This window comes from Synechococcus sp. CS-1326 (assembly GCF_025128115.1).
GTDB lineage: Bacteria > Cyanobacteriota > Cyanobacteriia > PCC-6307 > Cyanobiaceae > Regnicoccus.
In genome coordinates, this window is record NZ_JAHLYV010000031.1 from 58,715 (window position 1) to 79,544 (window position 20,830).

Sequence of the window (20,830 nt, forward strand, 5' to 3'; positions counted from 1 at the left end):
CGCTCAGTCGCTGATCGGCGCCACCTCCATCTGGATGCCATCCCGGCGGCGCAGCATGAACTCCAGCAGCCCCACCCGCACATGCAGGATGCCGCCGGGGAAACCTCGTCGCACCACCTGGAGCGTGATGCCCGGTTTCACTCCCATCGCCCGCAGGCGCTCCCGCAGGGAAGGATCGGCCGGAAGGCTGCCCAGCAAGACCATCGCGCCGATCGGGGCTTCAGCCAGAGACATCGACCCCTTCCGGTCCATGGATCTGACCCTAGGGCGGCCGATGGCTCGCTAGTTTCAGCAGTGCCGATGGGGCCATGGGCCGATGCGTTTCGTCCTCTGGGGCACCTACTGCGACGACGCCCTCACCAGGCGGGCCCCCTACCGCAGCGAGCATCTGGCCGGGTTGCAGCGCCAGAAGCAGGAGGGTGTGCTGATCACCCTCGGCCCCACCGAGGGCAGCACCCACGTGTTCGGCATCTACGAAGCCGATTCCCGTGAGCAGGTTGAAGCCCTTCTCCGCGACGACATCTACTGGCGCCAGGGGATCTGGACCGAGCTGAAGGTGTATCCCTGGATTCAGGCCTTCTGAGCGGGAGCAGGGCGGGGCCAGTCAGCCAGGGCCTGCCGCCACACCCACTCAGCCACCAGGGCAGGGCCATCTTCGCCGAGCACCTTGGCGTAGCCACCCATCTGGCCGATTCCACCGGCGGCGATCGTGGCGATCAGCTCCGGACCCTCGATGCCGTTGCGTTGCAGCGCCGCCAGTTTCAAGGTCTTGTTGCGGCGGAGGATGTTGCCGCCATGGATGTGGCAACCGGAGCAGTGGGCCTCGAAAAGCTGCTCACCACTGGCCCCATAGGCCGAGCTGGGCCAGCTCAACAGCAGAAAGAGAGCCAGCAGGAAGGCAGCGGCCAGCAGGCGCCTCCACCAGGGATGGGCAGAGGCTTCGGTCATTCGGCGCCAGCCCTGGCAAGCGAAGCGTGGTGGGGCTCACGACAACGGATCAGGGCGCCCATGGCCACCAAGCTCACTGATCGATCGGCAGACCAGCCTGCTTGGCCCTGAGATAGCGCTGGTAAAGATCGAGCGGCGAGCGGTAGCGCTGGGGAAGGCAGTCATGCAGGCGCTGCAGATTGTGCCAGCAATGGGTGCGCTCAATGCGCTCCTGGCTGCGATCATCAGCGACCAACCGCCGGAGGGCCTGGCAATAGGCGGAAAAACCTGCTTCCAGTTCTCCGATCGTGAGCGGTTTGGAATCGGCCATGGTCATTCGCTGCTGATCTCCATGGGCCTGCGTTGACCGTATAAAGGAACGTGCCTTGAAGGTGAGTGTATCGGCCCGTTCGGTCCGATCTCGTTTCATTTCTTCGCAGCCCTGGAGCAACCATGACCCCGCTGCGGCCGCTCGGCAGCCACGACATCGACGAGGTGATCGCCGTTTACCGCGACGCGGTGCTCAGCCAGGCTCCCCGGATCTACAGCCACGCCCAGGTGAAAGCCTGGGCAGAGCTGGCTGCGGGCCGTGCCAGCCTGCCGCTGGAACTGGCCCGTGGCATCGGGATGGTCAGCACCGGCGGCGTGGATCGAGACGGCAGCCCCTCCGGGCCGATCGAGGCCTTCGCCCTGCTTGATCCCGTCGATCGGATCTCACTGCTTTACTGCCGTGGGCGCTCCTGCCGGCAGGGGAGGGGGCGAGCCCTGCTGAAGGCCCTTGAAAGTGAGGCCCGCAGGGCCGGGGCGATCCGGCTCCGTACGGAGGCCAGTTTTCTCTCACGGCCGCTGTTCGAGCGGCTGGGCTGGCAGGTGGACGGGCTCGAGACCCTGCCGCTGGGCGGGGTGATCTTTCACCGCTTTCTGATGTCAAAGCCCCTGCTGCCCTGAAGCCAGCCCACCAGGCAGACTGACCACCCCCCCGCTGCTCCGATGGCCGAGAAGGACCTGCAGCGCTTTCTGACCAAGGTGGACCAGCTCAATGCCTTCGTGGCCCTGAGCCGCCGTGACCCCGGGCTCGGCGAGGCCCTGCGGAACTGCTCCGATCACGCCAGCGTCGTGGCCCTGGCCCGAAGGCATGGCTTCGAGATCGGCCGCCGCTGGGGCGAAGACCACCAGGATCAGCCGCTCGATCCAGGCTCGGGGCGGGGTCTGGAGGCCCCCCCGAAGCCGAACCCGAAGCCGAACCCGAAGCCGCCCAACCTGCTGGCGAGCCACTGCCCGGAACCGGGCCAGGAAGCCACCGAGTTGGTACTGGAGGCGCCCGGACTGCGGCTGGAGCGGATTCACTCCTGCAGCCACAGCGGGGACTGGCAGGAGCAGAGCGGTTCGGAATGGGTGCTGCTGCTCAGCGGCCGGGCGCAGGTGCAGTTCGCCGATGAGCCGCAGCCACGCCAGCTGGCCTGCGGAGACTGGCTGGTGATCGCCCCCGGCCGCCGCCACCGGGTGGTGGCTACCGATCCGTCACCTGGAACGCTCTGGCTGACGCTGACCTGGACGCCTTGAGGGCCTTGAGATCAGCCTGGCGCACCAGCCAGTAGCCGATCGAAAGACCCACCACCATCAGGGCCAGACCGAGGAGCAGCTCAGGCTTGTTCTCGGCACCCGGCGGCAGCACGATCACCTTCCGAGCCACGGCCGTGAGCGCCGTGATCAAGACCAGCTCGATCTGCACGACATGGCGCCGCAGATAGGCGGTGACGTTCTGAAGCACCTCCAGGGCGATCAGCAGGGTGAGGACGTCACCGAGAATGCGGATCATGTCATCACCCAGCCAGCCGGTGGCGGGGTTGCCGAATTCCCCGAGCACGGAGACAACCAACTGAACGGTTCCCGCCACGATCACCACACAGATCAGCAGGGAGAGAAGCTTGGCGAGCTGCCGCTCAAACCGTTCGACCATGCCGAGGAAGGCCTCGTCGGCGAACATCGCGCGAAAGCGGCTCATCAATTCTTGAAGGGGCTGAACTCGGGCTTGGCCGGGGTATCGCTGGGCGAGTTCTCGATCGCCGTGTTGCAGGTGACCGAACCATCCGCCGCCGTCACGCAGTCCACCGGCTTGATCCGGGTTGAAGGACCGACGTTGCTGCCGCGTTTGAGCAGGTAGCTCTCACTCTGGGCCCAGGCAGCCGGGGCACTCCAGGCTCCGGAAGCGAGCACCAGTGCCGTGGCCATCAAGGCCAGCCCCAGGCTTCCGGAACAGGGGCGAAATCGCAACAGCATCATGGCCGGGGCAGGGGCCCACCACTCTGCCTGCTCATCCCTGGGTTTGGCGCCCCTCCCGGATCTCGTTGAGCAGGGCATCAAGGTCGAGATCGAGCTGGGTGAGGGAATCCGGCTCGCTCTGCCAGAGGGCTTCGATCGCGCAGAGCCGCTCCGCCACACCCCTCAGCCCCTGCTCGTCGTGGAGGCGCCTGAGCTCTTCGAGCAGAACCGGCATCCGAATTGATTCGGCCCGCAACGCCCTGCGCAGGTCGGCCTGGGTGCGGCCGCTGTGACGCAACCACTCCTTCAGGAAAACCTGCAGCTCCTCAAGCTGATCGGGGCTCAACGTGACCATCAACGGGACGGAGGAAACCAGCGATCCAGCTTGCGCCTGGCCCGCAGTTTGATGTCCGGGGTCAGGTGGGTGCCGGCCATGCCCAGCAGGGCGGTGAGAGCCACCAGGTCGTCGCTGAAGCCCGCCACCGGGATGAAATCGGGGATCAGATCAAGCGGCAGAACCAGGTAGGTGAGCGCGGCGAGAACCGTGAACCTCACCTGAACCGGAGTGCTTCCATCCAGCAACAGCTCCAGACATTCGATCGCCGGCAGGGCGATGGCACGACCGGCGCGGCGCAGCAGACGCTGCAGCAGACCTTCGTCGACCACACTGCTTTGAAGGACCTCGGCTTCCAGCGTGGTGCCGTCATCAGAGGCGGCACTGGATGGGTCGGACGAAGCGTCGAAAGGGATGTCGGAGCTGGCCATGGTCGTTCCACAGCAATGAACCTGTTCATCATCCTCTGCCGATCCCAGGCGGACAAGTTCGGTTTCAGGAACAATCAGGATCGGAGATCTTCCCCTAGGCGATCTCTACAAGACCGCTCTGAAGGCCGATCTTGCGCATCTTGCGCAGGGCCCGCTGCACCACCAGCCGGCAGTATTCCCGGCTGCAGCCGAGCTGCTCGGCCACATCGACCAGGGTGCGCCACTGATGGTTCTGATCGAGGCCGAATCGCAGCAGAACCACGGACCGTTCCCTGGGGGAGAGCTGGGCCTGATCGAGCAGGACCCACACCATGTCAAGCCGCTCGGCCTGCTCAGCTCGCTCCAGCGGGGAAGCCTCGGCGCTGGGCAGCACGTTGAGCAGATCGGACGGATCCAGCAGGGCCTGGGCACCCCCCTGAAGGCTGACGGTTCCACTGCGCAGTTCGCATCCCTGCAGCGCCTCGATCTGCAGCACACTCAGCCCGAGCTGCGCCGCCAGCTGGGGAGTGGTGGCAGCCTGGCCATGGAACTGCAGCAGGGTGGCCCGGGCGGCCCGCAGCTGGGTGAGCTGCTCATTCACGTTGACCGGTATCCGGATCGTGCGGCTCTGGGTGGAGAGGGCGCGGTTGAGCCCCTGGCGGATCCACCAGTAGGCATAGGTGCTGAAGCGATTCCCCCGGGTGGGGTCGTACTTCTCGACGGCGCGGCACAGACCGAGCGTGCCCTCCTGGATCAGATCCAGCAGCTCAAGGCCCTTGCCCTGGTAGCGCTTCGACATGTTGACCACAAGCCGAAGATTGGCCACGATCATCTGATCCTTGGCCCGCTCGCCAAGGCGAATCAGGCGCTGATCCTGCTTTGAAAAGGTGGGAGCCGTCTCCAGACCATCGATCAGGCGATGACGCTCCTGTATGCCGATCATGGTCTGAACGGTTCGACCGAGGGTAAGTTCCTGGACCGGCGTAAGCAATGGATGGCGCCCAATAGAATTGAGATAGGCACTAAGAGGACTAAGCATCGGATATTTCTTCTGGTTCAAATTTATCCTAAAGCCCATAACTTTTTCAGAAACCGGAGAACCGAACCTCCAGGATTTATCTCCTGATTATCTCCCTTATTGAGATCTTCTCGCCGTCTTCTCTACAGAACCAGCTCATCCTTCGCCGCCGCTGCTTCCAACCAACTTCCAACCAACCGATCCAGCCTTCCGCCACGCTGTGGTGATGGTGGTGGACTCGCTACGGTCTGCGCAGCAACCCAGCCCAGGATTCCGCAGCGATGGCCCCCTTCCCCGCTCTCCCCCACCTGATCTCCCTGGGTTTCGTCTTCCCCACCGGCGTCCTGCCCAGTGCGGTGGTGGCCTACGTCCACTACCTGAGTTTCATGGTGTGCTTCGGCGCCCTGGTGCTCGAACGCCGGCTGATCAAGGCCGACCCGGCCAGGGGGGAGGCCATCCTGATGGTGATCACCGATGTGGTGTACGGCATCGCCGCCCTCGCGGTGCTGCTGAGCGGCATCCTGCGGGTGCTGCACTACGGCCAGGGCAGCGACTTCTACACCGAAAACCCCCTGTTCTGGTGGAAGGTTGGGGTGTATCTGGCCGTGGGGACCCTGTCGCTCTATCCCACGATCACCTACATCCTCTGGGCCATCCCCCTCCGCAAAGGGGAGCTGCCCGCGGTGAGCGAAGCCCTGGCCTCCCGGCTGCGCTGGGTGCTGAACATCGAGCTGGTCGGCTTCGCCACCATCCCCCTGCTGGCCAGCCTGATGGCGCGGGGTGTGGGACTGCCCGGCTGAGGGGTCGATCGTTGCCCAGTCATCCCGAGCCATCCCGACGCCAGGATTGGCGTTCCTTCGGGGTGCTGATCGCAGCCTGCTGGCCGCTGCTGTCGCTTGGTCTGCAGCCAGGCCAGGCCAGGGCTCAACCAACCTGCCCGCTGGCGGAAGCAAGCCGGCCCTGGGCGGAATCAGGCCCTGCTGAACCGATCACCGCAGCGGTGGAAACGCCAGGCGACTACCGCCATGTTCTCGCTCCCTCCGCCGCCGGCTGGCCGGTGCTGTCCCACTGGTGCGTCTGGGTGGAGCCCCAGAGCCTGGAGGGCCCCGCCGCCCGCTTCCAGCTGCTGTGGCTCCAGGCTGTCGAGGCTGCCCTCGGGCAGTGGCAGGAGCATCTGCCGCTGCAGCGGGTGGAGGATCCCCGCCGGGCCCAGGTGCTGATCCGCCGTGAGCGGCCGCCCCGGCAGCAGCTGCCCACCGGCCGCTCACGGGCCAGCCACGGCAGGGCCACTCTCAACCTGCGGATCACCGCACGGCTGGGGGTCTGGCGGCTGGAGCCCAGGGTGGAGGTGCTGATCAGCCCGCACCAACGCCGGGCGGCGATCGAGGCCACGGCGCTGCACGAGCTGGGGCATGCCTTCGGGCTCTGGGGCCACAGCCCCGACCCCGACGACGCGATGGCGGCGGTGCCCGGCGCCGATCCGGTGTTGCGGCTGAGTCCCCGCGACCTGGCCAGCCTGCGCTGGCTCTATGGCCAGCCGACGCGCTTCGGTGCCCCAGTGCCCTCAGCGCCCGTGCCCTGAACAATCAGGCTGCTCAGGCCGACCGCCGCGCGGCACCACGGCGGGTCGCCAGCACGTTGAGCACCTGGCGCCAGTCCACCCCATGGTGGGCCAGAGCCACCTGCAGATGAAAGATCAGATCAGCCGCCTCGCCGGCGATCGCAGCGGGATCGTCGTCCTTGCAGGCCATCACGAACTCGACGCTTTCCTCGCCGATCTTCTTGAGAATGGTGTTGTCACCCCCCGCCAGCAACCGGTTGGTGTAGCTGCCGGGCTCCGGCCGGCGCCGGCGGCCTTCGATCACCCGGGCCAGCTCGGTGCAGGCATCGGCCGGCGGCGGCAGGGCCGTGGCGCCGCCGGAGGTGGGAGCGGCGTCCGCTTCGTAGAAGCAGCTGCGGGCGCCGGTGTGGCAGGCCACATCACCGACCTGCTCGATGCTGAGCAGCAGCACATCGGCATCACAGTCGTAGCGGAGACCCCGGAGCCGCTGCCGATGGCCGCTGGTGGCGCCCTTGTGCCAGAGCTCCTGACGGGAACGGCTCCAGTAGTGCACCTCCCCTGTGGCCAGACTGCGCTCGATCGCCTCCCGGTTCATCCAGGCCACCATCAACACAGCCCCATCCAGCCAGTCCTGGGCGATGGCGGGAATCAGGCCGGCGGCATCGAAACCCAGGGAATCGATCAGCCCCGGGGGGGGCAAAGACCCAGCGGCGGGGCTGGGGAGCTGAAATGATTCCTCCAAGGCCTGCGCTGTGCGGCGGCTGCAATCCTCCCCCATCCAATGACGGCAGCGACCGCGGCGCCCTACAGCTGCTCCAAACGGTTCGGCGGCTACCCCTGTTGCCACCGGCAGTGGCGCCACCCTGGCCATTGCCGCTTCGTGCACGGCTACAGCCGCGAGTTCACCTGCTGGTTCCGGGCCCACCGGCTCGACGCCAACGGCTTCGTGGTGGACTTCTCCAGCCTGCGGCCGCTGGCGGAACAGCTGGCGGAGCAGTTCGATCACACCGTGCTCATCAATGCCGACGATCCCCTGCTGGCCCAGTGGCAGGCGCTGCACAACCTGGAAGCGCTGGATCTGCGGGTGATGGCGAATGTGGGGATGGAGGGCAGTGCCGCCTGGGTCTGGGAGCGGGCCAACCGGCTGCTTGCGGACCGCGATGGTGGCCGCAGCTGCTGCTGGAAGGTGGAAGCCCGCGAAAACGAGAAAAATGCCGCCTGCTTCGAGGCGCTGCCCGCCTGGTTCACCGCTGAGGGCCACTCCACCAGCCAGCCAGCCCTGTGAACCCGGAGCGCCTCGCCACCACCTGGGCGCTGTTCCAGGCCCTGCTGGTGGAAGCGATGCCATTCCTGCTGATCGGGGTGGCGATCTCGACGCTGGCCCGCTGGCTCAGCCCGGGCGGCTCCTGGGTGCGGAAGCTGCCGGCCCACCCCCTGCTCGGGCCCCTCACCGGTGCCGCCCTCGGCTTCGCCCTGCCGGCCTGTGAATGCGGCAACGTGCCGGTGGCGCGGCGGATGCTGGCGGGCGGCGCCCCCCTGGCCACGGCGATGGGCTTTCTGTTCGCCGCGCCGGTGCTGAATCCAATCGTGCTGGCCAGCACCTGGGCCGCCTTCCCCGACCAGCCCTGGCTGCTGGCGGCCCGTCCCCTCGGGGCCCTGCTGATCGCCCTGGTGCTGGCCACGCTGTTGCGCCAGCTGCCGGAGGCCGAGCTGCTCACCCCTGCCCTGCTGGAGGAAAGGCGGCTGAGCCAGCCGCTCAGCAGGGTGTCGTTGCTGGAGCGTCGCAGCGGCCTGATCGGTGCCGAAGCATCGCCGATGCCCCCCGCCCTGCCACCGCAGCGACTGCCACTGGCCGAACTGCTGGGCCACGGCAGCGCCGAGTTCCTCAATCTCGCCCTGCTGCTGGTGATGGGCTGCGCCATCGCCGCCCTGGTCCAGACCGTGGTGCCGCGAACCTGGCTGCTGGCGGTGGGGGGTGCCCCGACCCTGTCGATCCTCAGCCTGATGTTGCTGAGCCTGGTGGTTTCGGTGTGCTCGAGCGTGGATGCGTTCCTGGCCCTGGGGTTCGCCGCCCAGGTCACCCCTGGTGCCGTGCTGGCCTTCCTGCTGCTGGGACCCGTGATCGATTTCAAACTGGTCGGGTTGTTCGGCGTGCTGTTCCGACCCCGCGCCATCCTGTTCACAGCGGTGGCGGCCAGCCTGGTGGTGTTGCTGATCGGCCAATGGGTGAACCTGGTTTTGCTGTGATGCTGGTTTTGCTGTGAAGTGGGGGATGCTGTGAAAGCGGACGCACTCCTGCAGCCGATCAGCCTGGCGTTGTGGTCGGCGGTGCTGCTGCAAAGCGCCGCCAGTGGCCGACTCGACCTGCTGCTGCGCGCCGTTTTCCACCCGCTGGTCTGGGGCAGCGGCCTGGTGCTGCTGGCCCTGGCCGCCGTGGGGCTGGCAGCAAGCATCCGGAGCGATGCCAGGAGCGGTGCCTGGAGTGGAGCCCGCCTCACTTCAGGCCAGCGGACAGCCCTGCTGCTGGGCTGCGTCGCCGCGATCGCGGTGTTGTGGATTCCACCCCGTCCATCCTTTGCCGATCTGGCTGCCAACCGGGGCCGGGAGCTGCTGGAGGAACCGGGCCTGAGCTTTGTGGTGCCCCCCGGCCAGCGCAGCCTCACCGAGTGGGTGCGGCTGCTGCGCAGCGAGCCCGACCCGGGCCTCCACAGTGGCGATCCGGTGCGGATCAGCGGCTTCGTGCTGCCGGTGCCAGGCGATCGGCCCCAACTCGCCAGGTTGCTGGTGCGCTGCTGCCTGGTGGATGCCACGCCAGTGGGTCTGCCGGTGCTCTGGCCAGGCGATCGCCCCATTCCCCCAGCCGACCAGTGGCTGGAGATGACCGGTGTGATGACCAGCGAGCGCTTCGAGGGCCGGCAGCGCAGCGTGGTGAAGCCATCGCGATGGCGGCCCATCCCCCGTCCCCAGCGACCCCTCGAGCCATGAACGGCCTGTCGGTGGCACTGGCAGCAGGGCTGGGCCTGGCCCTGGCCCAGCAGCAGCTCCTACTCCAGCGTCCGCCGCGACTGCTGGAGCTGCGGCAGGCAGCCGCGAGTTCCGGACCGGCAGCCCTGAGGCTGCGCTTCAGCCGGCCCCTGGAACCGCAAAGCGTGGCAAGCCGTACCACCTTGAAGCCGGCCCTGCCCTTTGACATGCAGGGCAACGGCAACCCGCTGCTGCTGCTGCCGAAAGCCGGCGAGCGCATCCTGGCGCCCCTGCGCCTGCACCTGGGCGGCGAAGACGGGCGTGGGCTGGCTCTTGCGGGCGTCGAGCGCCACTGGGACCCTCGCCCCCACCTGCTGGCCGTGGTGCCGGTGGCGGGTGGGGAGCAGCTTCAGGTGCGCCAGCACGATGGCCGCTGGACGGCACTCACGCCGGTGTGGCCTTCGATTCCGGGGCTCCAGCCCCTGGGGGATGGCTCCGGTGTGGGTCTGGTCAGCCGTGACCAGCAGGGCAGCCACCTGGTGTGGCGGCTGGACCTGCATACCCGCAACCTGTCGCCCACGGCGGCCGGACTCGGACTGGTGGAGCGCCGAAAGCTGGAGCGGCTCGGCGATCAGCCGCTGCTGTTCGCCCACCTGAGCAGCAACCGGGCCGGCGACCTGCTGGTGCAGGCTTCGCCGCGCAGCGATGGGCAGGCCAGCACGGTGCTGTGGAAACGGGATGGCGGACGTCAGTCCCTGGAGCTGGAGGCGAGCGGTCCGATCGCCCTGCTCCCCCAGGGGGGCGAGCTGATCGTGCCGGAGAGCGAAGGACTCTCCCTGCGCGCCCTGCCGCCGCAGCCTGCCCGGCGGCAGGTGCTGCCGGGCAGCCGTGACCTGAGCAGCTTCTGCCCGGTGGCGGGGCGGGCCCTGCTGGTGCGCCACTGGCCGGATTTCCGCCGCTCCCTGGAGCTGGTGGAGCCGGGGCAGGCGCCGCGAACCCTCTGGCTGGGCAGCGCCGGGCTGGCCGCCAGCGCCTGCTCCCGCGGCGGCGAGCGGGTCTGGGCATTGCTGATCGAGGGGCTCCGTCAGCCCAGGCTGGTGCTGCTGGGGCTCGATCAGCGCGGCAGGGTGCTGCAACGGCGGGAGCTGACCGGCCTGGAACTGGAACCTGGCACCGACCTTCACTACGACCCCACCACCGACCGCCTGCTGCTGGCGGTGCGTTCCCGGCCAGAGGCCCAGGGCGCTGGAAGCGCCAGTGAGCCACAGCGTCAGCAGGCCCGGGCCGCCCTGATCGATGCCAGCAGCCTGGAGATCGACCTGCTGGAGCAACCGGTGCGGCAGGTGAGCTGGCTGGTAGCGGGCTGATTCAGTAACGACTAAAGTGCAGATTCGATTGTTGTTTGTCTGAGCCGCTTGGCGCTGGAGATCCTCTTCATCCTGGTGCTGATCGTCGCCAACGGCATCTTCTCCGGCTCCGAGATCGCTGTTGTCTCCGCCCGCAAGGTGCGGCTCCAGCAACTGGTCGAAAAGGGCAACAAGCCGGCCCGCCTGGCCTTGCGCCTGGCGGAATCCCCGAACGATTTTCTCTCCACGGTGCAGATCGGCATCACCCTGATCGGCGTGCTGAGCGGCGCTGTCGCCGGGGCGACGGTGGCCCAGCAGATCAGGCCGGTCTTCGATCGCATCGAGGCTCTGCGGCCCTACAGCGAAGGGTTGAGCGTGACCCTGGTGGTGGCCCTGGTCACCTACCTCTCCCTGGTGATCGGCGAGCTGGTGCCCAAGCGCATCGCCCTGGCCAATCCGGAGCAGATCGCCTGCCGCATCGCCCCCGCCATGCGGGCGCTCTCGCGGCTGAGCGCTCCGGCTGTGCACCTGCTCGGCGCCTCAACCGACATCCTGCTCAAGCTGCTCAACGTGGCCGCCAGCACCGAACCCGACATCACCGAAGAGGAGATCAAGGCCCTGATCCGCCAGGGCGCCGACACCGGTGTGTTCGAGGCCAGCGAGCACGACATGGTGCAGCGGGTGCTGCGCCTGGGAGATCGATCGATCAAGACGCTGATGACCCCCCGCACCGAGATCTTCTGGCTGGATCTGGAATCCTCCCTGGAGGAGAACCTCGCGGAAATCAAGGAATCGAACCATTCCCGTTTCCCGGTGGGCCGCGGCAGCCTCGATGCCTGCATCGGCATCGTGCGGGTGCGCAACCTGCTCACCGCCCAGCTGGGCAGCGAACCTCTGGATCTTGAGGCCCTCTGCCAGGAGCCGCTCTATGTGGCGGAATCAACCCCTTCGCTCACCGTGCTGGAGGAGTTCAAACGCACCGGCGTTCACGTCGCCCTGGTCACCGATGAATTCGGCGGGGTGGAAGGCATCGTTACCCTCAACGATCTGATGGAGGGGATCGTCGGGGATCTTCCCAATCTGGAAGATGAGGAGGACCCATCCTTTGTGAGCCGCGAAGATGGTTCCTGGCTGGTGGATGGCAGCCTCGACATCAACGAGTTCGATGATCGGATCGGCGCCAAGTTGCTCGGCTCAGACGAGCAACTCCCCTACCACAACATGGCTGGATTCGTGATTCATGCCCTGGAGCGCATTCCCAGATCCTCCGATCATTTCGAGTGGAAGGGCTATCGCTTCGAGGTGGTGGACATGGACAGCAAGCGGGTCGACAAGATCCTCGTGTCTCTATCTTCAAGCCCGACCCACGCTTGATCAGCCAGCCATTCAGGCATCGGCATGGGCACGGCGGCGCCACAGACGCCACACCTTCTCCAGCTCCAGGTAGAGGAAGAACACCAGGCTGAAACCAAGGCAGATGGCCAGGTCCTGGAGTGTCAGGGGCGTGGTGCCGAAGAAGTTCGAAAGCACGGGCACGTAGAGCAGGGCCATCTGCAGGACGGCGGTGAGCAGCACGGCACCGATCAGCCAGGGGTTGGAAACCGGGTTCACCTGCACCAGGGGCAGATCGCTGCGGGCGGCCAGGGCATGGCCCATCTGGGCCAGACAGAGCGTGGTGAACACCATCGTCTGCCAGGGGGCACCGGCTTTGACGGCATAGAGCATCAGCACGATCGTGATCGCCGCGAACACCACACCGACGCGCAGGATGTAGCTGCCGATTCCGCGCGCGAAGATCGACTCACCGGGTTCGGCCGGCGGGCGCTGCATCAGACCCTCCTCACCAGGCTCAAGGGCCAGCGCCAGGGCGGGAACACCATCGGTCACCAGGTTCATCCAGAGGATCTGGAGGGGCGAAAGGGGGACCCCCACCAGGCCGAGCAGGGGCGCCGAGGCGATCGTGATCAGCTCACCGACGTTGCTGCCGAGGATGTACTTCACGAAGCGGCGGATGTTGGCGTACACCAACCTCCCTTCCTCCACCGCGTTCACGATCGTGGCGAAGTTGTCATCGAGCAGCACCATGTCGGAGGCCTCCTTGCTCACCTCGGTGCCGGTGATGCCCATCGCCACGCCGATGTGGGCCTGCTTGAGCGCCGGGGCGTCGTTGACGCCGTCACCGGTCATCGCCACCACCTGGCCATTGGCCTGCAGGGCCTTGACGATCCGCAGCTTCTGCTCAGGCGGCACCCGGGCATAGATGCTGCAGTGGCTGACCACCTCCTGCAGCCGGGCATCGTCGTAGCTCTCCAGCTGCCGGCCCAGCACCACCTCAGCCTCGCCGGCAACCAGGCCGATGCCCTGGCCGATGGCGCGGGCTGTGAGGGGATGGTCGCCGGTGATCATCACCGGCCGGATCCCGGCCTCCCGGCAGCGGGCCACCGCCTGGGCCACTTCCGGACGGGCCGGATCGAGCTGGGCCATCAGCCCGAGCAGCACCAGATGGTCGAGCTCAAGCTCGGGGCTGTGGTGGTGGGGCGCGCAGGCGAAAGCCAGCACCCGCAGGCCGGAAGCGGCCAGATCGCGCGCCTGCTCCAACCACCACTGTTTCTGCGGATCAGACAGCGCACTCACACCGGAGCCTGAGATCCAGCGGTCGCAGCTGCCGATGATCACCTCCGGAGCACCCTTGCTGATCGCCAGGGAGCTGGAGCCGGCCGCCACCTCTCCAAGCGGTGCCTGGAGCGTGCCGTCTCTGTCCTGCACCCACACCGCCATCAGCTGGCGCTCGGAGCTGAAGGGAATTTCAGCGGTGCGCTCGTAGCGGCTGCGCAGGGCGAAGCCATCCAGCCTGGCCTTGCCGGCCGCCACCACCAGGGCACCTTCGGTGGGATCGCCAAGCACATCCCAGCTGCCGTCTTCCGCCTTCCTGAGCTCGGCATCGCTGCAGAGCACACCAGCGGAGAGCAGCAGATCCCTGGCGCCAGGGGCAATGCCTGCTGCGGCACCCTCCGGGACGGGGAGCTCGACAGCAGTGAAGGAGCCATGGGGGTCGTAGCCCTGGCCGCTCACGGCGATCGCTTGACTGCCGCAGCGCAGCTCCTCCACCACCTGGCGGTTCAAGGTGAGGGTGCCGGTCTTGTCGGTGCAGATCACCGTGACCGAGCCGAGGGCCTCCACGGCCGGCAGGCGGCGGATCAGAGCGGCCCGCTGCACCATGCGCTGGGTGCCGATCGCCAGGGTCACCGTGATCACAGCCGGCAGACCTTCCGGCACGATCGCCACGGCCATGCTGAGCGCCACCTCCAGCAGGCCCAGCAACGGCTGACCCAGCAGCCAGCCCCCCAGCACCACCACGGCCACCAGGGCCAGGGCCGACACCACCAGCACGCGGGCCAACCCATCGAGCCGTTCCTGCAACGGGGTGGATTCGCCGCCGGCTGTGTTGATCAGCTGGGCGATCTGGCCCAGTTCCGTGCCCATGCCGGTGGCCGTCACCAGCGCCGTACCCCGTCCCCGCACCACCTCGGTGCCCTGAAACAGACAGTTCTGCCGCTCAAGCACTGGCGTGGAGGCCTCCAGCACCAGTTCCGCCTTCTTGAACACCGCTTCCGCCTCGCCGGTGAGAGCCGCTTCCCGCAGGCCCAGCTCGGCCCCCTCCAGCAGGCGGGCATCGGCGGGGACCCGATCGCCCGCCTCAAGGCGGATCAGATCACCGGGCACCAGCTGCTCACTGGTCAGGCGCTCCCAGTGGCCGTCACGGCGCACCGTGACTAGGGGCTGGGCCATCTGCCGCAGGGCGAGCAGGGCTTGCTGGGCACGGCTTTCCTGGAGATAGCCCAGCAGGGCGTTCAACCCCACGATCAGCACAATGGCGATCGCATCCTTGGGGAACTTCTGCGCCTGGAAAGCGATGGCGGCCGACACGGCCGCCACGGCCAGCAGCATGATCAGCATCACGTTGCTGAGCTGATCCCAGAGGATGCGCAGGTTGCTCCGGCCCGCGGCCAGCTCCAGCCGGTTGAGCCCCACCCTGGCCAGCCGTGCCGCGGTCTGGGCGGTGCTCAATCCCCCCTCGCCGGCCTCCAGTTCCTGGAGGCATTGCTCGGGGGTGAGGCTGTGCCAGGCAGGCGCGACAGGACCGGTCAAGGGATCGCGGAACCGCTTGGCAACTCACCCTACGGTCGGGATTCTGGCTCTCCATACAAACTGGGCGATCGGTTGGCCGCAAACGGCCCTGGCGCGATGACATCCAGCCCCCTTCATCCCTTCTGGAGCCGCCTGCTGCTGTGGCGCCATCGCCTCTCGGTTCCCCAGTTCACCGTGGTCACCGGGTTGCTGGTAATCGCCCTGGGAACCGTGCTGCTGGCCTCCCCCCTCTGCTCCAGCGACGACGTCGGACTCTGGCAGGCCCTGTTCACGGTGACATCGGCGATCACGGTGACGGGTCTGTCGATCATCGACGTAGGCAAGGATCTCACCTTCTTCGGGCAGTTGACCCTGGCCGGATTGATCATCACCGGCGGGCTAGGCCTGATGGCGATCACCACCTTTCTGCAGGGTTTCGTGCAGGGTCGCGGCGGCCTGCGTCACCGACTCGACAAAGGCCGATCGCTCGATGAGTTCGGCGTCGGTGGCATCGGCCCGACCTTTCACCGCATCCTGATCACCGCCGGTTGCGTGATGGGGGTGGGCACGGTGATTCTGTATGTCTTCGGATTCACCGATATCAGCAACCACGGCGAGCGGCTGTGGGCGGCGATGTTTCATTGCATCAGCGCCTACAACAACGCCGGCTTCGGTCTCTGGAGCGACAACCTGGTCGGCTACCGGGCCAATCCGGTCGTCAATGGGGTGATCGCCAGCCTGATCGTCACCGGCGGCATCGGTTGGCGCGTCACCAACGATGTCTGGGAGAAGCGCTACAAGCTGCGCAAGCTCCACCGCCTCAGCCTGCACACGCGGCTGGTGCTGCGCAGCACTCTGGTGCTGATCGTGGTTGGCGCCCTGGGGCTGCTGTTCACCGAACAGTTCACGCCGGACGGGATCATGAACACCCTCTCCTTCTGGGACAAGCTGCAGGTCACTGTTTTCCAGTCGATCACCACCCGCACCGCCGGGTTCAACACGGTGCCGCTTTCAATCACCACCCTCTCGGATGCGGGCCTGCTGCTGATGATCGTGCTGATGTTCATCGGCGCCAGCCCCGGCGGCACCGGCGGCGGCATCAAAACCACCACCTTCGCGGTGCTGATGGGTGCCACCCGCTCCACCCTCGAAGGCCGCAAGGGGGTGATCATCCGCCGCCACGAAATCCCCGGCGACATCCTGCTCAAGGCGGTGGGGGTGGCCCTGGCCTCCGGTCTGTTCGTGATCCTGATGACCCTGCTGCTGGGCCTCGGTCCAACGGCGGGCGGGGAAAGCGCCCAAAGCTACAACTTCCTCGAGAAACTGTTCACCTGCATGTCGGCCTTCGGCACCGTCGGGCTGGATGTGGGCGTGACCGCCAATGTGAACCGCTGGGGCCAGCTGGTGCTGATGGTGGGCATGTTCGTGGGACGGCTGGGCATCATGCTGTTGCTCTCAGCCCTTTACGGCAGCAGACCCCAGTCGAGGGTCGGCTATCCCCGCGAAGAGGTGTTCATCTGATTCCTGGGGGCCGCCACCGCCAGGGCCACCAGAAAGCCCACCAGCTGAAAGATCACCACACAGGGCCCTGAGGGCAGATCGAAGCGGCCGGAGAGCAGCAGCCCCAGCACGGCGCAGATGGCCCCCAACGCCGCGGCCAGAACCACGTAGCCATCGAAGTGGCGGCTCACCAAGCGGGAGGCACAGGCCGGGATCACCACGAAGGCACTGATCAGCAGCACCCCCACCGCCTTGATCGAGATCGCCACCACCACCGCCAGCAGCACGATGAACAGCAACCGGTGCAGCGGCACCGCTACCCCACGGGCAATGGCGAGGGGTTCATCGAGGGTGAGCAGGATCTGGTCGCGGCGGGTGAGGCCGAGATAGGCCGCAGCGGTGAGCAGCAACCCCACGATCAGCCCCAGATCCAGCCAGGAGATGCCGAGGATGTCGCCGAACAGCAGCTGGTGGATGCCGCCCTTGTAGCTGCGTACGAAGCTGAGCGCCACCACGGCGATCGCCAGCGACGACGAGTAGATGATATTGAGCAGGGCATCGGTGGGAAGGCGGCTGTGCTCCACCAGCCGACTCACCACCAGGGCGAACAGCACCGCGAAGGGGATCAGCACCAGGGTGGGGTTGAAGCCCAGCAGGATGCCGAGCGTGATGCCGAGCAGGGCCGAATGGCCGAGCGCATCACTGAAGAAGGAGAGCTGGCGCAGGATCGCGAAGCTGCCCAGCAGGCCGCCCAGGGCCCCGGTGAGCAGGCCACCGATCAGGGCCCGCTGCATGAACGGCTGGGCCAGCAGCTCGCCGAGGGCCACGCCGTCGTTCATCGGTGGTGATGGTGATAGGGCACATAGCCACGGCCGTAGACCCGCTCCAGCTGGGCGGGGCTGAGGGCGTGATCAGGCGGGCCTGAACAACGCAGGCTGCGGTTCAGGCACAGCACGCCATCGCAGGTGCGTCGCACCATCTCCAGGTCGTGCGACACCTGCAGGATCGTCCAGCCCTCGCTGCGCCTCAGGTCGAACAGCAGGCCGTAGAACTGCTCCGCCGCCTGGCTGTCGAGGCCCGCCTGGGCTTCATCGAGCACCAGGAGGCGGCGCGGGCGCACCACACAGAACGACAGCAGCACGCGTTTGGTCTGGCCGCCGGAGAGTTCGCTGATCAGCTGATCGGCCAGATCACTGCAGCCGGTTTTGGCCAGCGCCTGGCGCACCGCCTGCCGCCGCCGCTCCGACCCGTGCCAGGGCAGCTGCAGCCCCGGCGGATCCCAGCCCAGGCCCACGAAATCGGCCACGCTCAACGGGCAGCGGTTGCGCACGGTGAAGGTCTGCGGCAGGTAAGCCAGCTGGGCCCGCACCGATGCGGGCAACTTGCCCTGGGGACCCATCGGACGGCCCAGCACCTGCACCTGGCCGCTCTGGTGCGGAAGGATGCCGAGCAGCGCCTGCACCAGGGTGCTCTTGCCGGCTCCGTTCGGACCGACCAGGGCGGTGTCGGACTCCGCAGCCAACGCGAAGCTCACGTTCTCCACGGCGGTGACCCCCTCGCGCCGCACCGTGAGGCCCCTGACTTCGAGAACCATTTCCGCCATCGCTTCAGCCTACCGAGCACAGGGGAAGCGCACCGCTGGGCGGAAGCCGCTCACGATCCGAAAGCCCCGACCAGATCATTGACATTGCGACGCATCTGGGCGGCGTAATAGCCGGGCTGATCAGCCTCGGCGGGGCCGGTTTCCAGGGGGTCGAACACACTCACCCGCACCCCGAGATCGGCAGCGAGGGCGTTGAAGGAACGGCTGCCTTCCTGGGGCTCGGAGAGCAACGCCTTGAGGTCGGATTGCTTCACCTGTCTGGCCACCCGCTGCAGATTGGCCGGGCTGGGATTTTCTTCAGGGGCTTCCACCACGAAGGAGGCACTCAGCTTGTAGCGGTCGGCGAAATAGGGGGCGAAATCATGGAAGGCCACGAAGGTTTTGCCCGCAAACGGCTTCAAGAGGGCCGCCAGCTCGGCATCGAGGGCCCGCAGCTGGGCGCTGAAACTGGCGGCATTGGCGGTGAACTGCTCCTTGCAGGCGGGCTTGGCGGCGATCAGTCCATCGCGGATGGTTTCCACCTGCTGAACGGCCCGCAACGGATCGAGCCAGATGTGCGGATTGATCGGGCCATGGTCATGGCCGTGGTCATGGCCGCTTTCGGGCTTCTGCTCAGGGTTCGCCAGGGTGGCGATCCCGGCGCTGGAATCGATCACCTTGAGCTTGGCGTTACCGGCGCCACTGATCAGCTTGTCGAGAAACTCCTCGAGGCCAAGGCCGTTCTTGACGAGCACCGATGCGTTCTGCAACCGCACCAGATCACTGGGTGTGGCCTGGAAATCGTGGGGCCCCACGTTGGCGGGAATCAGGGCCTGCACCGTGGCGCAATCTCCGGCCACCGCCCTGGTGAACTCGGTGATCGGCAGAAAGGTGGTGACCACCTGCAGCTCCAGGGCGGAACTGGTGGCCGGCCCCTGGCCGACACGAGTGCAGGAGGCCAGCAGGGCGGCTGCGGTCAGCACCGCCATGGGGCGCAGGACGATTCGCATGGGGAAAGCGAGCGGTGACAGGTGAGGCGCCGGGAAAACGGCAGATCCAGTTGAGAATGATACTCATTCAATTCCATTGGTCCTGTTGCCCTTTCGGTTCGGATCGGCTCAATGGGCTGCGACGGCGCTCCATAGGATCAGCAGTGAATCGCTGTCGTCCTGGCCATGGCTTCCGAGGCAGCCGTTTCCGTTATGAATGCCAGTCCGCTCAACGCCAGCCCGCTGAACGCCAGACAGAGCCACCTGCTCGATCAGCTGCAGGCGGCCGGCCATGAGCTCTCCGGCCAGGACCTACACGCCCGGCTGCGGAGCACCCCCCACTGCATGGGTCTGGCCACGGTCTACCGCCACCTGCGCCAGCTGCAGCAGCGCGGCCTGGTGCGCTGCCGCCACCTGCCCAGCGGCGAGGCGCTCTACGCCCCCACCGAACGGGACGAGCACCATCTCACCTGCGTCGACTGTGGCCGCACCCTGCCCCTGCGGGCCTGTCCCATGCACGACGTGCATCTGCAACCCCAGCAGCTGGAAAGTTTCCGGCTGCTCTTCCACACCCTGGAATTCTTCGGGATCTGCGCCAGCTGCCAGGAGCGGCAGGACGTGCCCTGAACGCCGGGGCCCGGATCAGCGCTGCTCCCCCCACATCCTCAGGAGGTTGCTGTAGCTGCGGCTGAGCAGATCGAAGGCCTCCCCTTTCCCCTGCTGGCTGAACAGCAGCCGCCGGGCCGTGTCGAGTTCGAACAGCAGCTCCCGCTGCTCGGCGCAGCGGATCCGGCTCTGGATCCAGCCCACACACACCAGCCGCTCCCCCCCCGTCACGGGCTCCACCCGGTGCAGAAGGGTGCTGGGGTAGACGATCACGTCGCCGGCGCCGAGGCGAACCGCCTCCTCGCCGTGGGGGAACTCCAGCACCAGGGCGCCGCCCGCGTAGGTGGCCGGCTCCGAGAGAAACAGGGTGAAGGAGAGATCGGAGCGGCCATCGGCCATGAAGGCGTTGTCGACATGGCGGCCGTAGCCTTCCCCCACCCCTGAGCGGCTGAAGAGCAGGCCATGGATCCGGCTCGGCAACGCCGCCGAATTCAGCAGTGGGTGGCCCCCCAAGGCCTGGCGCACCTGGAGCGCCAGCTGCCTGTGCAGGCTGGAGCCCCGCTCCAGCTGGTGGTTGTGCTTGACCGCCCGGGCATGCCAGCCGGCCGTCTGGTGGCCTGGACGCCAGTCCACCCCAGGCTCCAGAAGGCGATCTCGCCAGGCAGCGATCTGCTCAGGCGGGAGCAGCGATTCGATCTGGAAACGCATCAGGCCGGCTCCATCCTTGTTCTGCACCGGTCGATGATCGGGTTACTGGTGCGCTGATCGAATCCGGAACAACCAGCAGCATGGAGTCCGTAACCAATGACACCGGTCCTTGTGCCAATGGTGAGACCTTCATGCTGGCCGCGATCCACAATCGGCCTCATTCGCATTCGATCCACGATGCAGCGCTCCAGTGTCGCCCTGTTTCTTGCCGCCACCGGTCTGATTGCCGGGATGACCGGCTGTGGCAAGCCTCCTGAATCCAGCGAACCGCAATCGCCGGCGGCCGAGCAATCCGAGCCTGATCACGCCGATGACCAGAAGGACAAGGAGGACCGCGACGACAAGAAAGGCGGTCAAGACCAGACTTGATTAGGTAGCTGGCTCCGCACTCCTCAAGAAGCGTTCCGGCCGAGCGCCGCAGCTGCAGATGGCATGAACCACTCGCTCAGTCATCGTTGCCAAGTTGAAGCGCCGGTTGAAGCGGTAATTGAAGGC

The 20,830-nt window shown here is 66.9% G+C and carries 27 protein-coding genes and 1 pseudogene; 13 read left to right on the forward strand and 15 right to left on the reverse strand.

The features are described 5' to 3' along the window. Positions 1-3 precede the first annotated feature (3 nt). Positions 4-234 (reverse strand): FeoA family protein, encoded by a 231-nt coding sequence (locus KQ307_RS12640; protein WP_259728160.1) that lies wholly within the window; start codon positions 232-234, stop codon positions 4-6. A gap of 82 nt (positions 235-316) precedes the next feature. On the opposite strand from KQ307_RS12640, the gene KQ307_RS12645 reads away from it, so the two are divergent. Next, positions 317-583, forward strand: a complete 267-nt coding sequence (locus KQ307_RS12645) for a YciI family protein (protein WP_259701605.1) — start codon at positions 317-319, stop codon at positions 581-583. Here the strand turns inward: KQ307_RS12645 and KQ307_RS12650 are convergent. Further along, on the reverse strand, positions 571-948 hold the full coding sequence (locus tag KQ307_RS12650) for a c-type cytochrome (RefSeq protein ID WP_259701604.1): 378 nt from the start codon (positions 946-948) through the stop codon (positions 571-573). The two genes, KQ307_RS12645 and KQ307_RS12650, sit on opposite strands and share 13 nt — an antisense overlap. Before the next feature lie 73 nt (positions 949-1,021). Further along, complete coding sequence (locus KQ307_RS12655; protein WP_259701603.1) at positions 1,022-1,258, reverse strand: DUF3136 domain-containing protein; 237 nt, start codon at positions 1,256-1,258, stop codon at positions 1,022-1,024. A gap of 122 nt (positions 1,259-1,380) precedes the next feature. On the opposite strand from KQ307_RS12655, the gene KQ307_RS12660 reads away from it, so the two are divergent. Beyond that, positions 1,381-1,875, forward strand: a complete 495-nt coding sequence (locus tag KQ307_RS12660) for a GNAT family N-acetyltransferase (RefSeq protein ID WP_259701602.1) — start codon at positions 1,381-1,383, stop codon at positions 1,873-1,875. Between the two features lie 42 nt (positions 1,876-1,917). Beyond that, on the forward strand, positions 1,918-2,490 hold the full coding sequence (locus tag KQ307_RS12665) for a Nif11 domain/cupin domain-containing protein (protein WP_259728161.1): 573 nt from the start codon (positions 1,918-1,920) through the stop codon (positions 2,488-2,490). Here KQ307_RS12665 and KQ307_RS12670 read toward each other — a convergent pair. The 5 genes from KQ307_RS12670 to KQ307_RS12690 all read right to left on the reverse strand — a co-directional run bounded on the left by KQ307_RS12670 (position 2,438) and on the right by KQ307_RS12690 (position 4,972). Then, positions 2,438-2,932, reverse strand: a complete 495-nt coding sequence (locus KQ307_RS12670) for a phosphate-starvation-inducible PsiE family protein (RefSeq protein ID WP_259728162.1) — start codon at positions 2,930-2,932, stop codon at positions 2,438-2,440. The two genes, KQ307_RS12665 and KQ307_RS12670, sit on opposite strands and share 53 nt — an antisense overlap. Continuing rightward, entirely contained in the window at positions 2,932-3,159 is a 228-nt protein-coding gene (locus KQ307_RS12675; protein WP_259728163.1) for a hypothetical protein, read from the reverse strand. Before KQ307_RS12675 ends, KQ307_RS12670 begins: the two co-directional genes overlap by 1 nt. Positions 3,160-3,241: 82 nt before the next feature. Beyond that, positions 3,242-3,544, reverse strand: a complete 303-nt coding sequence (locus KQ307_RS12680; RefSeq protein WP_259701625.1) for a hypothetical protein — start codon at positions 3,542-3,544, stop codon at positions 3,242-3,244. Continuing rightward, on the reverse strand, positions 3,544-3,954 hold the full coding sequence (locus KQ307_RS12685) for a YkvA family protein (RefSeq protein ID WP_259701598.1): 411 nt from the start codon (positions 3,952-3,954) through the stop codon (positions 3,544-3,546). The genes KQ307_RS12680 and KQ307_RS12685 overlap by 1 nt, the downstream gene beginning before the upstream one ends. 94 nt (positions 3,955-4,048) lie before the next feature. Then, positions 4,049-4,972 carry a sigma-70 family RNA polymerase sigma factor gene (locus KQ307_RS12690; RefSeq protein ID WP_259728164.1) on the reverse strand — a complete coding sequence of 308 codons (924 nt, stop codon included), beginning with the start codon at positions 4,970-4,972 and terminating at the stop codon, positions 4,049-4,051. A 260-nt stretch (positions 4,973-5,232) separates the two neighbouring features. Here KQ307_RS12690 and KQ307_RS12695 point away from each other — a divergent pair, with 260 nt between their 5' ends. Next, the gene (locus KQ307_RS12695) at positions 5,233-5,751 is read left to right on the forward strand and encodes a DUF2214 family protein (RefSeq protein WP_259701596.1); all 519 of its coding nucleotides are present in this window, start codon (positions 5,233-5,235) and stop codon (positions 5,749-5,751) included. 11 nt (positions 5,752-5,762) lie between these two features. Beyond that, positions 5,763-6,533: a matrixin family metalloprotease gene (locus KQ307_RS12700; protein WP_259728165.1), complete on the forward strand. Its 771-nt coding sequence runs from the start codon at positions 5,763-5,765 to the stop codon at positions 6,531-6,533. A gap of 13 nt (positions 6,534-6,546) precedes the next feature. Here KQ307_RS12700 and hisIE read toward each other — a convergent pair whose 3' ends face one another. Continuing rightward, entirely contained in the window at positions 6,547-7,254 is a 708-nt protein-coding gene (gene hisIE, locus KQ307_RS12705; RefSeq protein ID WP_399242439.1) for a bifunctional phosphoribosyl-AMP cyclohydrolase/phosphoribosyl-ATP diphosphatase HisIE, read from the reverse strand. A 39-nt stretch (positions 7,255-7,293) separates the two neighbouring features. On the opposite strand from hisIE, the gene KQ307_RS12710 reads away from it, so the two are divergent. Genes KQ307_RS12710 through KQ307_RS12730 form a run of 5 tightly spaced genes read left to right on the forward strand, consistent with a single transcriptional unit; the run spans position 7,294 to position 12,196 of the window. Continuing rightward, positions 7,294-7,797 carry a 6-carboxytetrahydropterin synthase gene (locus KQ307_RS12710; protein WP_259728166.1) on the forward strand — a complete coding sequence of 168 codons (504 nt, stop codon included), beginning with the start codon at positions 7,294-7,296 and terminating at the stop codon, positions 7,795-7,797. Continuing rightward, positions 7,794-8,759, forward strand: coding sequence for a permease (locus KQ307_RS12715; protein WP_259728167.1), 966 nt, complete (start codon positions 7,794-7,796; stop codon positions 8,757-8,759). The genes KQ307_RS12710 and KQ307_RS12715 overlap by 4 nt, the downstream gene beginning before the upstream one ends. Positions 8,760-8,789: 30 nt before the next feature. Continuing rightward, the gene (locus KQ307_RS12720) at positions 8,790-9,497 is read left to right on the forward strand and encodes a TIGR03943 family putative permease subunit (RefSeq protein WP_259728168.1); all 708 of its coding nucleotides are present in this window, start codon (positions 8,790-8,792) and stop codon (positions 9,495-9,497) included. Continuing rightward, the gene (locus KQ307_RS12725) at positions 9,494-10,843 is read left to right on the forward strand and encodes a hypothetical protein (RefSeq protein WP_259728169.1); all 1,350 of its coding nucleotides are present in this window, start codon (positions 9,494-9,496) and stop codon (positions 10,841-10,843) included. The genes KQ307_RS12720 and KQ307_RS12725 overlap by 4 nt, the downstream gene beginning before the upstream one ends. Before the next feature lie 48 nt (positions 10,844-10,891). After that, the gene (locus KQ307_RS12730; RefSeq protein WP_259728170.1) at positions 10,892-12,196 is read left to right on the forward strand and encodes a hemolysin family protein; all 1,305 of its coding nucleotides are present in this window, start codon (positions 10,892-10,894) and stop codon (positions 12,194-12,196) included. 12 nt (positions 12,197-12,208) lie between these two features. Here the strand turns inward: KQ307_RS12730 and KQ307_RS12735 are convergent, their stop codons facing one another. After that, positions 12,209-14,971, reverse strand: a complete 2,763-nt coding sequence (locus KQ307_RS12735) for a cation-transporting P-type ATPase (RefSeq protein ID WP_259728171.1) — start codon at positions 14,969-14,971, stop codon at positions 12,209-12,211. Positions 14,972-15,067: 96 nt separating this feature from the next. Between KQ307_RS12735 and KQ307_RS12740 the strand changes: the two genes are divergently transcribed. Continuing rightward, a complete protein-coding gene (locus KQ307_RS12740; RefSeq protein ID WP_259728172.1) occupies positions 15,068-16,471 on the forward strand; it encodes a TrkH family potassium uptake protein in 1,404 nt (467 codons plus the stop codon). On the opposite strand, the gene KQ307_RS12745 is transcribed toward KQ307_RS12740, so the two are convergent. The 3 genes from KQ307_RS12745 to KQ307_RS12755 are packed head-to-tail and all read right to left on the reverse strand — an operon-like array spanning position 16,444 to position 19,042. Beyond that, a complete protein-coding gene (locus KQ307_RS12745) occupies positions 16,444-17,289 on the reverse strand; it encodes a metal ABC transporter permease (RefSeq protein WP_259728173.1) in 846 nt (281 codons plus the stop codon). The two genes, KQ307_RS12740 and KQ307_RS12745, sit on opposite strands and share 28 nt — an antisense overlap. After that, complete coding sequence (locus KQ307_RS12750) at positions 17,286-18,053, reverse strand: metal ABC transporter ATP-binding protein (RefSeq protein WP_259728174.1); 768 nt, start codon at positions 18,051-18,053, stop codon at positions 17,286-17,288. The genes KQ307_RS12745 and KQ307_RS12750 overlap by 4 nt, the downstream gene beginning before the upstream one ends. Positions 18,054-18,103: 50 nt before the next feature. Continuing rightward, entirely contained in the window at positions 18,104-19,042 is a 939-nt protein-coding gene (locus KQ307_RS12755; protein WP_259728175.1) for a metal ABC transporter solute-binding protein, Zn/Mn family, read from the reverse strand. Between the two features lie 165 nt (positions 19,043-19,207). Here KQ307_RS12755 and KQ307_RS12760 point away from each other — a divergent pair, with 165 nt between their 5' ends. Then, on the forward strand, positions 19,208-19,648 hold the full coding sequence (locus KQ307_RS12760; RefSeq protein WP_259728176.1) for a Fur family transcriptional regulator: 441 nt from the start codon (positions 19,208-19,210) through the stop codon (positions 19,646-19,648). A gap of 15 nt (positions 19,649-19,663) precedes the next feature. On the opposite strand, the gene KQ307_RS12765 is transcribed toward KQ307_RS12760, so the two are convergent. Continuing rightward, positions 19,664-20,335, reverse strand: a complete 672-nt coding sequence (locus KQ307_RS12765) for a Fe2+-dependent dioxygenase (RefSeq protein WP_259728590.1) — start codon at positions 20,333-20,335, stop codon at positions 19,664-19,666. Between the two features lie 177 nt (positions 20,336-20,512). On the opposite strand from KQ307_RS12765, the gene KQ307_RS12770 reads away from it, so the two are divergent. Next, complete coding sequence (locus KQ307_RS12770; protein WP_259728178.1) at positions 20,513-20,704, forward strand: hypothetical protein; 192 nt, start codon at positions 20,513-20,515, stop codon at positions 20,702-20,704. On the opposite strand, the pseudogene KQ307_RS12775 reads toward KQ307_RS12770, so the two are convergent. Then, positions 20,705-20,830, reverse strand: a pseudogene (locus KQ307_RS12775) (IS1595 family transposase); the annotation flags it as partial.